Source organism: Aeromicrobium piscarium, from assembly GCF_007421815.1.
GTDB lineage: Bacteria > Actinomycetota > Actinomycetes > Propionibacteriales > Nocardioidaceae > Aeromicrobium > Aeromicrobium piscarium.
On record NZ_VLNT01000001.1, the window covers coordinates 221,392 to 232,562 of the forward strand.

The 11,171-nt window shown below is 68.4% G+C and carries 10 protein-coding genes; 6 read left to right on the forward strand and 4 right to left on the reverse strand.

The features are described from left to right. Positions 1-26: 26 nt before the first annotated feature. The 3 genes from FNM00_RS01135 (at position 27) to FNM00_RS01145 (ending at position 2,858) form a co-directional block, all read left to right on the forward strand. Positions 27-1,184 (forward strand): acyl-CoA dehydrogenase family protein, encoded by a 1,158-nt coding sequence (locus FNM00_RS01135; RefSeq protein ID WP_143911175.1) that lies wholly within the window; start codon positions 27-29, stop codon positions 1,182-1,184. After that, positions 1,174-2,037, forward strand: a complete 864-nt coding sequence (gene purU / locus FNM00_RS01140) for a formyltetrahydrofolate deformylase (protein ID WP_143911176.1) — start codon at positions 1,174-1,176, stop codon at positions 2,035-2,037. Before FNM00_RS01135 ends, purU begins: the two co-directional genes overlap by 11 nt. 260 nt (positions 2,038-2,297) lie before the next feature. Then, complete coding sequence (locus tag FNM00_RS01145) at positions 2,298-2,858, forward strand: Uma2 family endonuclease (protein WP_143911177.1); 561 nt, start codon at positions 2,298-2,300, stop codon at positions 2,856-2,858. Between the two features lie 84 nt (positions 2,859-2,942). On the opposite strand, the gene FNM00_RS01150 is transcribed toward FNM00_RS01145, so the two are convergent. Both FNM00_RS01150 and FNM00_RS01155 read right to left on the reverse strand, forming a co-directional pair. After that, positions 2,943-4,142 carry an AI-2E family transporter gene (locus FNM00_RS01150; protein ID WP_143911178.1) on the reverse strand — a complete coding sequence of 400 codons (1,200 nt, stop codon included), beginning with the start codon at positions 4,140-4,142 and terminating at the stop codon, positions 2,943-2,945. A 9-nt stretch (positions 4,143-4,151) separates the two neighbouring features. Further along, the gene (locus tag FNM00_RS01155) at positions 4,152-4,835 is read right to left on the reverse strand and encodes a uracil-DNA glycosylase (RefSeq protein WP_143911179.1); all 684 of its coding nucleotides are present in this window, start codon (positions 4,833-4,835) and stop codon (positions 4,152-4,154) included. Positions 4,836-4,954: 119 nt separating this feature from the next. Here FNM00_RS01155 and FNM00_RS01160 point away from each other — a divergent pair, with 119 nt between their 5' ends. Then, positions 4,955-6,172 carry an MFS transporter gene (locus FNM00_RS01160; RefSeq protein WP_143911180.1) on the forward strand — a complete coding sequence of 406 codons (1,218 nt, stop codon included), beginning with the start codon at positions 4,955-4,957 and terminating at the stop codon, positions 6,170-6,172. 7 nt (positions 6,173-6,179) lie between these two features. Here FNM00_RS01160 and FNM00_RS01165 read toward each other — a convergent pair whose 3' ends face one another. Continuing rightward, positions 6,180-6,776 carry a GNAT family N-acetyltransferase gene (locus FNM00_RS01165; protein WP_143911181.1) on the reverse strand — a complete coding sequence of 199 codons (597 nt, stop codon included), beginning with the start codon at positions 6,774-6,776 and terminating at the stop codon, positions 6,180-6,182. A gap of 209 nt (positions 6,777-6,985) precedes the next feature. Between FNM00_RS01165 and FNM00_RS01170 the strand changes: the two genes are divergently transcribed. Together FNM00_RS01170 and FNM00_RS01175 are read left to right on the forward strand one after the other, a co-directional pair. Beyond that, a complete protein-coding gene (locus tag FNM00_RS01170) occupies positions 6,986-8,353 on the forward strand; it encodes a hemolysin family protein (RefSeq protein ID WP_143911182.1) in 1,368 nt (455 codons plus the stop codon). Then, positions 8,346-9,374 (forward strand): hemolysin family protein, encoded by a 1,029-nt coding sequence (locus FNM00_RS01175; protein WP_143911183.1) that lies wholly within the window; start codon positions 8,346-8,348, stop codon positions 9,372-9,374. The genes FNM00_RS01170 and FNM00_RS01175 overlap by 8 nt, the downstream gene beginning before the upstream one ends. A 207-nt stretch (positions 9,375-9,581) precedes the next feature. Here FNM00_RS01175 and FNM00_RS01180 read toward each other — a convergent pair whose 3' ends face one another. Then, on the reverse strand, positions 9,582-11,012 hold the full coding sequence (locus tag FNM00_RS01180; RefSeq protein ID WP_143911184.1) for an alpha,alpha-trehalose-phosphate synthase (UDP-forming): 1,431 nt from the start codon (positions 11,010-11,012) through the stop codon (positions 9,582-9,584). Positions 11,013-11,171 lie beyond the last annotated feature (159 nt).

The following is an 11,171-nucleotide window of genomic DNA, read 5'->3' on the forward strand; positions in this document are numbered from 1 at the left end:
CCGCGGCCGGGCGCTACGCTGCGGCTATGGACTTCGCCTTGGACGAGATCGACCAGGAGATCGCCGGCCTGGCGCGCACCTTCGTGGATCGTGAGATCGTGCCGCACATCCGCGACTGGGACCGTGCCGAGTCGGTCGACATCTCGATCGTGGGACGGCTGGAAGAGCTGGGCTTTCTCGGCCTCGGCATCGCCGAGGAGTACGGCGGCACTCCGAGCAGCTTCCAGGCCTACGCCGCGGTGATGGAGGAGCTGGGCCGTGGCGACAACTCCATCCGGGGCATCGTCTCGGTCAGCCTGGGCCTGGTCGCCAAGTCGATCGCCTCGCACGGCACCGAGGAGCAGAGGTCGCACTGGTTGCCCCGGCTGACCTCCGGCGAGGCGTTGGGATGTTTCGGTCTCACGGAGCCGGACTCCGGCTCCGACCCCGGCTCGCTGCGCACCCGAGCGCGGCGCGACGGCGACGACTGGGTGCTGGACGGTGAGAAGATGTTCATCACCAACGGCACGTGGGCGGCGGTCGCGCTGCTGTTCGCGCGGACGAGTGACGAGGGCGGCCGTGGAGTCACCGCTTTCCTCGTGCCGACCGATGTGCCCGGCTTCACGGCCCGGTCGATCGAGGGCAAGCTCGGGCTGCGCGGGCAGGCCACGGCGGCGCTGAGCCTCGAGGGCGTGCGCGTCCCGGACTCCGCACGGCTGGGCGATCTCGGGCGGGGGCTCCCCATCGCGCTGGAGGCGCTCACCAAGGGGCGGATCTCCGTGGCGGCCAGCAGCGTGGGTGTCGCACAGGCCGCACTGGATGTCGCGCTGGGCTATGCCACCGAGCGCAGGCAGTTCGGTGGGCCGATCGCCGCCAAGCAGCTCGTACAGGAGCTGCTCGCGGACTCTGCCGTCGAGATCGACGCGGCCCGGTTGCTCACCCGCCGGGCGGCGTGGGGTGTCGATCAGGGCACGGCCCTGCGCGCGCTCAGCCTCCATGTCTCGATGGCCAAGCTTGCGGCGAGCGAGGCGGCCGTCGCGGTGACCAATCGCTGCCTCCAGGTCTTGGGCGGATACGGTTTCATCGACGAGTTCCCCCTCGGCAAGTACCTGCGGGATGCCCGCGTCCTCACCTTGTACGAGGGCACGAGCCAGATCCAGAAGCTGATCATCGGACGGGAGTTGACCGGTCTCAATGCCATGTGACACCACCAATGACTTCATCGTGACGTTGTCGTGCCCCGATCAGATCGGCATCGTGGCCACGATCTCCGGTGCGCTCGCGCAGCACGACTGCACGATCGTGGAGTCCCAGCAGTACGCCGACCCCGACACCCGGCAGTTCTTCATGCGGGTGCGCTTCTCCTCCGCCGAGCCGCTCGCGGTCGAGGAGATGCGCGAGCGGCTGGCCGGGGCCGTGGGGTCTTTCGAGATGACCTGGCAGCTGCACGACGCCACCCGGCCGATGCGGGTCGTGGTCATGGTCAGCAAGCAGGGCCATGTGCTCAACCATCTGCTGTTCCGATATCGCACCGGGCAGTTGCCGGTCGAGATCGTCGCGGTCGTCTCCAACCACACGACCTGGGAGAAGGAGGTGCGCTGGCACGGTATCGACTTCCACTACCTGCCGGTCACCGCCGACACCAAGGACGATGCGGAGCGTCGTGTGCTCGCGCTGATGGACGAGACGGGCGCCGAGGCGCTCGTGCTGGCGCGCTACATGCAGATCCTCTCCGATGACATGTGCCGCGCCGTCCACGGGCGGGCGATCAACATCCATCACTCGCTGCTGCCGAGCTTCAAGGGCGCGCGCCCCTATGAGCAGGCCCATCGCCGTGGGGTCAAGGTCATCGGCGCCACCGCGCACTATGTCACGGCCGAACTCGACGAGGGACCGATCATCGAGCAGGACTTCCGCCGTGTCGATCACCGATCGAGTGCGACCGAGCTCGCCGGTCTCGGTCAGGACCTCGAGGCCCGCGCCCTCGCCGGCGCCTTGCGGGCGCATGCGGAGCACCGCGTCGTCCTGAACGGCGTCAAGACCGTCGTCTTCGACTGAGGCGAGCCCCCGCGGCGGCTGCTCGGCCGCCGATCTGGTGGGTCCCTTTCGTGGTCCCCGAGCGGTGGTGGCGGTAGATCATCAACCTCTCCTTCGCGGTAGCGGTAGCTGGTCAACGTATTCGGACGTCGATGGGGTTGATGGCGTACCGCTGCCTGGCGGGGGTGGTCGTGGCGCGGCCTGTGGATGAGCGTTCGACGATGTCGGTGTGGTGGTGTGGTCTGTGGTCATGTCCGAGGAGGAGACTTACGATGACTGTTATGGCTGCTGTGAGTTCGACTCCGCGGGGTCTGCCACGGGGTCGTTCGCTGACGCGCGAGGATCTCGCGGAGATCCCCGATGACGGGCACCGCTATGAGTTGGTCGACGGGGTGCTGGTCGTGAGCCCCGCACCGCGGATCGCTCACCAGAACGCGGTGATGCAGCTGATCGTCCGGCTTGCCGCTGTCTGTCCCCCGTGGGCCAAGGTGCTGCCGGCGCCGGTCGATGTGGTGTTGGCCGAGGACACGGTGATTCAGCCGGACCTCCTGATCGCGGCGAGCGCCGATTTCACTGAAGAGGATCTGCCCGGGCCTCCGTTGCTGGCGGTGGAGGTGTTGTCGCCGTCGACGCGGGGGATCGATCTGCTGTTGAAGAAGGACCGATGGGAGCGGGCGGGCTGTGCGTACTACTGGGTGGTCGATCCGGCCGAGCCGTCGATCACCGCCTGGACGCTGACCGACGGCTCCTACCGGCAGACGACCCGCGCGGTCGGCGATGAGACCTTCGAGGTCACCGAACCCGTATCGCTGGCCGTGGCTCCCGAGGAGCTGCTCGGCTGACTGTGAGGACCGGAGCCCACCTTTTGCCGGGTTCTGGCCCTTTTCACGGTGCTCCAGGGGCCACAGCCCGGCAAAAGTCGGACGTCAGCGTTGGGTGATGTCCGGGTGCTCGTCGCCCGCGGCGCCGAGCTGCTGATCGATGTCCGCGGTCGTCGGACCCTCGGAATCCGGTTCCGCCCCGCGTCGATCCTCCGAGGGCGCATCGGGCGATACCTCCAAGTCGACCTGCTCGTTCAGGTAGCGCAGGATCTCCGCGACCGCCGCGGCCACCGGGACCGCCAGGAAGGCGCCGGTGATGCCGAAGAGAGAACCGCCCGCCGTCACCGCCAGCAGCACGACGCCGGCGTGGAGCTTCATGCTCTTGCCCTGCAGCCACGGCGAGAGGATATTGCTCTCCAACTGCTGGACGGCCACGATGATGAGCAGCACGATGATCGCGTCCTGCAGGCTGTTGGTCACCAGGGTCACCAACACGGCCAAGGCTCCGGTGGCGAAGGCACCGACGATCGGGATGAAGCCGCCGAAGAAGGTCAGGATCGCCAGTGGAATCGCCAGCGGCACGCCGACGATCAGCAGGCCGAGGCCGATGAAGAAGGCGTCGACCGCCGAGACGATGCCCTGCGTGCGGATGAAGCCGCCGAGGGTCCCCCACGAGCGGCCCATCAGCTCGCTGAGGTGACCGCCCACGCGACGTCCGCCGATGCGGCGAACGAAGGGCAGGAAGCGGTGGCCGTCCTTCAGGATGAAGAAGACCAGCACCAGCGTCACGACCAGGTTGATGATGACATTGGTGACCGTGCCGAGCGTGCTGAAGACGCCGGAGCTGATATCGCCCGCGGAGTCTCGTAGCCACTGCTGCACGGTGTCGATCGCCTGGGTGATCTGTCCCTCGGTGACCTGGAAGGGCCCTTCGGTGAGCCACTGCTGCACCTTGTTCAGACCGCTCGCGGCGCTATTGGCGATACTGGGCGCCTCGTCGATCATCTGCGGGATGACCATCGCGAACACGACGAACACGCCGCCGAGGAATCCGAGCAGCGTCAACAGAGCGGAGAGGGCGTCCGGGAACCCGATGCCTTTCAGCTTGCGAGCCGGCGGCTCGAGCACGGTGGCGACGAGGATCGCCAGGCAGATCGGGAACCACACCATCCACGTGCGCCCGATGACCCATCCCAGGACGTAGAGCGCGGCCGCGATCACGACGATGCGCAGTCCCCATCGCTGCAGTTGGGCGAAGCCTTCGTCGAGGACGCGACCGCGGTCGCGGAGATTGGTGGTGCTCACCTGGAAAGGTTAACGGTTCAGGTCCCAATTCACCGGCTCAGCGCCCTGTTGTCGCAGCAGCTCGTTGGCGCGGCTGAACGGCCGCGAGCCGAAGAAGCCGCGCGAGGCCGACAGGGGGCTCGGATGTGCCGAGGCGATCTGCGGGGTCGAGCCGAGAAGGGAGCTCAGATTCTGGGCGTCGCGGCCCCACAGGATGGCCACGAGCGGACGGTCGCGGGCGACGAGCGCGCGGATGGCCTGCTCGGTGACCGCCTCCCAGCCTTTGCCGCGATGGCTGGCCGGCGTGCCAGGGCGCACGGTGAGGGCACGGTTGAGCAGCAGCACACCTTGCCCGGCCCAAGGGGTCAGGTCGCCGCTCGCGGCGGGCTCGATGCCCAGATCCTCACGCAGTTCGCGGTAGATGTTGATGAGGCTCTTGGGGATGGGACGCACATCGGGCTCGACGGAGAAGGAGAGTCCCATCGGATGCCCCGGTGTGGGGTAGGGATCCTGTCCGGTGATCAGGACCTTGACATCGGCCATCGGCTCGCGGAACGCGCGCAGGATGTCCTGGCCGGCCGGGAGGTAGCTGCGACCGGCTGCCATCTCCTGGCGCAGGAAGTCGCCCATCCGCGTGATCTGGTCGGCGACCGGCGCGAGGGCATCGGCCCAGTCCGGGGCGATGAGGTCGGTGAGAGGGCGGCGTTCGGTCATCGGCCCCATGCTGCCGTAGAGCAGACTGTCCGGTCGCCCAGGGTCGCCTTCGGCGTGTCCGGCGTGTCCGAGGTGGCGGCCGGGAAGCGCTGGAGACAGGCGGCTAGACTCGCTCTGCTTTGTCTGCCGTCGCGTCGTACCGCGCCTTGTTGCGCACAGTCGGGCCCGCCTACGTCCTCGTAGCCTTCCTCGGGCGGATTCCGCTTGCCATGAGCCAGCTGGGTGCCCTCGTCATGGTCAGCGAGGTCAGCGGTCGTTATGCGCTGGGCGGTGCCGCGGCCGGATCACTCGCCATCGCCAATGCCGTCGGCGCTCCGATCGCCGGGATGCTGGCCGACCGGATCGGACAGCGGCCCGTGGTGCTCGTGCAGTCCCTCGTCGGCGCGGCGGGGCTCGCCGCGCTCGTGGCCGTGACGACGCCCACCGCTCCCGCCTGGCTCATCGTGACCGTCGCGGCCGCGACCGGGCTCATGCTGCCCCAGGTCGGACCGCTGGCACGCGTGCGGTGGCGCCCGATCACCGCCCAGGACCGGCCCGGGCCGAGTGACCAGCGCCGCCTCATTGATGCCGCCTTCTCCTATGAGGGTGCCGCGGACGAGGCCTCCTTCGTCCTCGGCCCGGCCCTCATCGGTGTGCTCGGCGTCCTCCTCGATCCGGCCGGCGCGGTGCTCGCCGCCGCGGTGATCCTCGCTGTGTTCGGCACCTGGTTCGGGATCCACCCGACGGCACAGCTGGTCGCGAAGGCGGCGTCCGTCGTCGAGGACGGACGTCTGTGGTCGGTGGCCTTCGGGGTGCTCATCGTGGCGCAGTTCTTCGTCGGCACGCTGTTCGGCAGCATCCAGACCGGCAGCACGGTGCTGGCGACGGCAGCGGGTCAGGCCGGTCTCGCGGGCCTGATCCACGCCTGCCTCGGAATCGGCAGCGTGATCGCCGGTCTGTCGATCACCGCGCTGCCCGAGCGCTTCCTGTACTCGACTCGGATGCTCGCTGCCGCCACGGCGTTGTTCCTCTTCGCGATCCCGCTGTGGTGGGTGGACTCGCTCGGTGCGCTCGTGGCGGTGATCAGCGTGCTCGGCTTCGCGGTCGCCCCGTACATGATCAGCAACTTCGCGCTGGCCGGGATCATCGTCCCGATCACCAAGGTCGGCACCGCGATGACCTTTCTCGCGGCGGCCACCGGCCTCGGCTATGCGACCGGCGCGGGGATCGCGGGCCGCCTCGCCGATGCGGGTGGCCATCAGCCGGCATTCGGCGTGACCATCGCGGCCGCCTGGGGCGCGCTGCTGCTGGCGATCATCGCCAACAGCACCCTGCGCCGCGCCCGCGTCGTCAGCTGAGCCCCGGTCAGTCCGGAAGGTGGCCGACAGCGGCCGCGAGACGGGCTCTGGCGGTGGGCCATTCGTCGTCGAGCATCGCGTAGGTGACCGTGTCGCGCCAGCTGCCGTCCGGGCGTCGCCGGTGCTTGCGCAGGAGTCCCTCGCGGGCGGCGCCGAGGCGGGTGATCGCCGCCTGCGAGCGCTCGTTGCGCACGTCGGTCTGCCAGACCACACGGACGCAGCCGAGATCGTCGAAGGCGCGGGTCAGTAGCAGGAGCTTCGCTTCAGTGTTGTGGCCCTGCCGCCAGTAGGGCCGCCCGAGCCAGGTGTGCCCGATCGCGAGCGTACGCAGGGAGGCGTCGATCTCGTAGAAGGTCGTCATGCCGATGGCGCGTCCGCTGGCGGCGTCGACCTGAGCCCACGGTGCCATGGCCGGCTGCTCGCGGTACCAGATCAGCCGGTCGGCGAGCTCCTCCTTCGATCGCGGAGGAGGCCAGCTCAGATGCCGGAAGACTTCGTCCTCGACGACCTCGAACAGGTCGGTGGTGTGCTCCTCGGCGAGGGGGTGCAGCTCGACCAGACGCCCGCGCAGGGGCGGGTTCAGCAGATAGTCCTCGGCGTCCATCGGGACACCGTACCCGGGCGCACGGCGCCGCGGGCTGGGCGAGATTGGATTCTTGGGTCACACTAGAGGGGCCGCGCCACAGGGGGCGCGGCTTTTCGCGATGGCTCATCGCGGAAGTTCGTTCTTCTCAGTGAGGATGAGATGCCGAGCGCTGCTCAACGTTCAGACGACCCTCCGTGTAGTACCAAGGCGCCAGGGGGTGGGCGCCGATGAGTGTGGTCTATCTCCTGCTGGGCCTGGTGGTCGTCTTCCTGATCACCGTCGCCACCGCCTATTTCGTGGCCCAGGAGTTCGCTTATATGGCCGTCGACCGGTCGCGCCTCAAGGCGCGCGCCGCCGCGGGAGACGCAGTCTCCGCGCGGACGCTGCAGGTCACGGGCCGTACCTCGTTCATGTTGTCCGGCGCGCAGCTGGGCATCACCGTCACCGGCCTGCTGGTCGGTTACGTCGCCGAACCGCTGATCGGCGAGGCCTTCGGCGACATGCTCGGCGGGGCCGGGGTGTCCACCGCTGCCGGCGTGATGATCGGCACGATCATCGCGCTGCTGCTGTCGACGATCATCCAGATGCTATTCGGTGAGCTCTTCCCGAAGAACCTGGCGATCTCGCGTCCCGAGCCCGTCGCCCGGGCCCTGTCGCGTTCGACGCTGATCTACCTCAAGCTCTTCGGCTGGCTGATCACGGTGTTCGACCACGCGTCGAATCTGCTGTTGCGAGCGCTGAAGATCGAGCCGGTGCACGATGTCGAGAGCTCGGCCACGGTCAGGGATCTGGAGCACATCGTCGCCGAGTCGCGCGAGAGCGGCGATCTGTCACCCGAGCTGTCGATGATGGTCGACCGGATCCTCGACTTCCCGCGTCAGGACGTCGAGCACGCGATGGTGCCGCGCTCGCGAGTCGACGTCATCGAGTCCGACGAGACCATCGGCACCTTGCGGGAGCAGATGGCGTCCGGGCACTCGCGCTATCCGGTCATGGAGGACGACCGGGTCGTGGGCGTGGTCCACCTCGTCGACGTGCTCGGCGGCTGCGATGAGAGCGCCACCGTCGCCACCATCATGCGCGACGCTCTCGTCATCCCCGAGCTCATGCCGCTGCCGAATGCGCTCGCCGCCTTCGGCGAGACCAACGACCAGCTGGCCTGTGTCGTCGACGAGCACGGCAGCTTCACCGGCGTGCTCACCCCGGAGGACCTCGCGGAGGAGTTCGTGGGCGAGATCGCCGATGAGTGGGACGACCTCTTCCCGGTGGCTGAGCAGGAGGGCGCGGGCGTGTGGCGCGTCTCGGCGGACTCGCACATCGACGAGGTCGAGCGACTGCTGGAACGGGACCTGCCCGAGGGCGACTACGAGACGCTGTCCGGCCTCGTCATCGCCTCCCTCGGCCGGCTGCCGGACGAGGGCGATGTCGTGCGGGTCGAACTGCCGCCGGACGCCGGTGCGGTGGCGCTGGGCGAGGAGCCCGAACCGGAGTTCCTCGATGTCACCGTGCTCGAACTGCGCGATCATGTTCCCGCGTCGGTGCGTCTGACCTTGCCGAAGCTCGCGTCGAGTGGTCAGGAGGCCGACGATGAGTGACCAGCCCTGGATCGTGCTCATCGCGACGATCGCGATCATCGCGTTGAGCGCGTTCTTCGTCGCGATCGAGTTCGCGCTCATCGCCGCCAAGCCGCACCGTATCGAGGACGCGGCGGCCACGAGCCGTTCGGCACGTGCCGCTCTGCGGTCTTCGCACGAGCTGACCCTGCTATTGGCCGGTTCCCAGCTGGGCATCACGGTCTGCACGCTGGCGCTGGGTGCGATCACCAAACCGGCGGTCCACTACGCGATGACCCCGCTGTTCAGCGGATGGGGTCTGCCGTACTGGCTCGCGGACGCCGTGGCATTCGTGCTCGCCCTGATCATCGTCACCTTCCTGCACCTGGTCGTGGGGGAGATGGCACCGAAGTCCTGGGCGATCGCCCATCCGGAGCGTTCGGCGATCATGCTGGCCATCCCGATGCGGGCGTTCATGTGGGTCGCGCGCCCGCTGTTGCGAGGGCTGAACCTCGCCGCCAACAGGCTGGTGAGGCTGGTCGGTGTCGAGCCGGTGGATCAGACCTCGTCGAGCCAGAACGCGGACGACCTGCGGCAGCTCGTCGAGCACTCGGCGAATGTCGGCGCGCTGGAGGCGCGGTACTCGGCGCAGATCACGCAGACCTTGTCGTTGCAGGATCTGGTGATGGCCGACATCGTGGAGGCCGGCGGCGAGCTCACCACGGTGCCCGACGGCGCGACCGTGGCCGATGTGCAGCGCGCAGCGCGCGAGTCCGGGCATCTGCGCATCCTCGTGGGCCCGCCGACCGATCCCCGGCGGGTGGTGCACGTCCGCGAGACGCTGACACATGACGACGATGTGCTCGTGGAGCAGCTCGCCCGGGAAGTGTTCGCGCTCGAGGCCGCGACGCCGCTGCATGAGGCGCTGTCGACGATGCGTGAGTCGCGCAATCACCTCGCGCTCGTCTATGACGGCGGGCGGGTCCAGGGTGTCGTGACGCTCTCGGACGTCCTGCGGCGGCTGTATCCGGCCGGCCAGGCGGTCGAGGCCGGCGCGTCCTGACCCTCCTGCGGGAGCGGTAGGTCATCAACCTCTCGTGCCGTGTGCAGGTAGCTGGTCAACCTCATCGATGGTCGATGAGGTTGACCAGCTACCACCGGGAGGGCGGACAGCGAGCGATCCGGTAGAACACCGGGGCCGCGTCGCCGACCAGATCGTGATCCAGGCCGAGCAGCGCGTCGCCGACGGGTCGAAGGATCCCCTGCGCGGTCAGGAGATCGGGCGAGTGGTCTTGCCGTGCGGGTCGCGCTGCGCGTTGAGCTCGGTGAGGAAGTCATTGGCCCACCGGTCGATGTCGTTCTCCATCACCTGCTTGCGCAGCGCCTTCATCCGGCGCGAGGTCTCACGACCGCTGGCATTGATCGCCTCGAGCATCTTCTGCTTCAGCCCGTTGATGTCGTGCGGGTTGACCAGATAGGCCTGCTTGAGCTCGGCGGCGGCGCCGGCGAACTCGCTGAGGACCAGGGCGCCGCGGTTGTCCCAGCGGGTCGCGATGTACTCCTTGGCGACGAGGTTCATGCCGTCGCGTAACGGGGTCACCACCATGACGTCCGCGGCCCGGTACATCGCCGCCATCTCCTCGCGGGGATAGGAGGCGTGCAGGTACTGGATGGGTTGTTGGCCGATCCGCCCGATATCGCCGTTGATCCGGCCGACGAGCTGGTTGATGTTGTCGCGGAGCAGCTTGTAGGAGTTCACGCGCTCGCGCGAGGGAGTGGCGATCTGGATGAACTTGACGTCGTCGAGCTGTACGAGACCGTCCGCGACGAGCTCGCCGAAGGCGCGGAGTCGCTGCGGCAGCCCCTTGGTGTAGTCGAGCCGGTCGATGCCGAGGAGGACGGTCTCGGGGTTACCGAGGCTCTCACGGATCTCGGCGGCTCGAGCCTGCACCTCGGGGGTGCGCGACAGCGTCTCGAAGCCCTCGGCGTCGATCGAGATCGGGTAGGCCTTGGCCAGGACGGTGCGCCCATCGGGCAGGTAGACCGTGTCGCGGTGGGTCTTGTGACCCACACGCTGCCGCACCAGGCGGATGAAGTTCTGCGCTGCTCCCGGTGCCTGGAAGCCGACGAGGTCGGCGCCCAGGAGGCCCTCGAGGATCTCGCGGCGCCACGGCAGCTGCTGGTACAGCTCGGTGGGCGGGAAGGGGATGTGCAGGAAGAAGCCGATGCGCAGGTCCGGGCGCAGGGCGCGGAGCATCTGCGGCACGAGCTGGAGCTGGTAGTCCTGCACCCACACCGTGGCGCCCTCGGCGGCGATCTGCGCGGCCTTCTTGGCGAAGCGGCGGTTCACGCGCACATAGGCGTCCCACCACTCGCGGTGGTACTCCGGGGCGGCGATGACATCGTGATACAGCGGCCAGAGCGTCGCATTGGAGAAGCCCTCGTAATACTCCTGGACGTCGTCCTCGGTGAGCGGGATCGGCACGAGGTGCATGCCGGCGTGGTCGAAGGGCCGGAGCTTCTCATCGGCGGCGCCATGCCAGCCGATCCATGCTCCGTCGTGTCGTCGCATGACCGGCTCGAGGGCCGTGACCAGTCCGCCGGGCGAGGTGCGCCACAGGACCTCGCCATCGGGGGACGTGACCCGGTCCACCGGGAGACGGTTCGCGATGACGACGAAATCGGGCTGCTCCCTCGGCATACCCTCAGCCTAGATGATCGACGGGTCTAGGGCTCGGGTTCTGGCGTGGTGGTCCGGCGGCTCCTACGGAGGATGTGGCGGTGACCTATGCACCCCTCGCGCGGTGGCGGGGAGGAAAACCCCACAAGTCTGCCGAAAATTGGCGGAGACGCAACACCA

Bases quoted from the DNA above. Each gene is read 5' to 3' on its own strand.
- FNM00_RS01135 (WP_143911175.1), top strand. From the start codon at position 27: ATGGACTTCGCCTTGGACGAGATCGACCAGGAGATCGCCGGCCTGGCG.
- purU (WP_143911176.1), top strand. From the start codon at position 1,174: ATGCCATGTGACACCACCAATGACTTCATCGTGACGTTGTCGTGCCCC.
- FNM00_RS01145 (WP_143911177.1), top strand. From the start codon at position 2,298: ATGGCTGCTGTGAGTTCGACTCCGCGGGGTCTGCCACGGGGTCGTTCG.
- FNM00_RS01155 (WP_143911179.1), bottom strand. From the start codon at position 4,835: ATGACCGAACGCCGCCCTCTCACCGACCTCATCGCCCCGGACTGGGCC.
- FNM00_RS01165 (WP_143911181.1), bottom strand. From the start codon at position 6,776: ATGGACGCCGAGGACTATCTGCTGAACCCGCCCCTGCGCGGGCGTCTG.
- FNM00_RS01170 (WP_143911182.1), top strand. From the start codon at position 6,986: ATGAGTGTGGTCTATCTCCTGCTGGGCCTGGTGGTCGTCTTCCTGATC.
- FNM00_RS01175 (WP_143911183.1), top strand. From the start codon at position 8,346: ATGAGTGACCAGCCCTGGATCGTGCTCATCGCGACGATCGCGATCATC.
- FNM00_RS01180 (WP_143911184.1), bottom strand. From the start codon at position 11,012: ATGCCGAGGGAGCAGCCCGATTTCGTCGTCATCGCGAACCGTCTCCCG.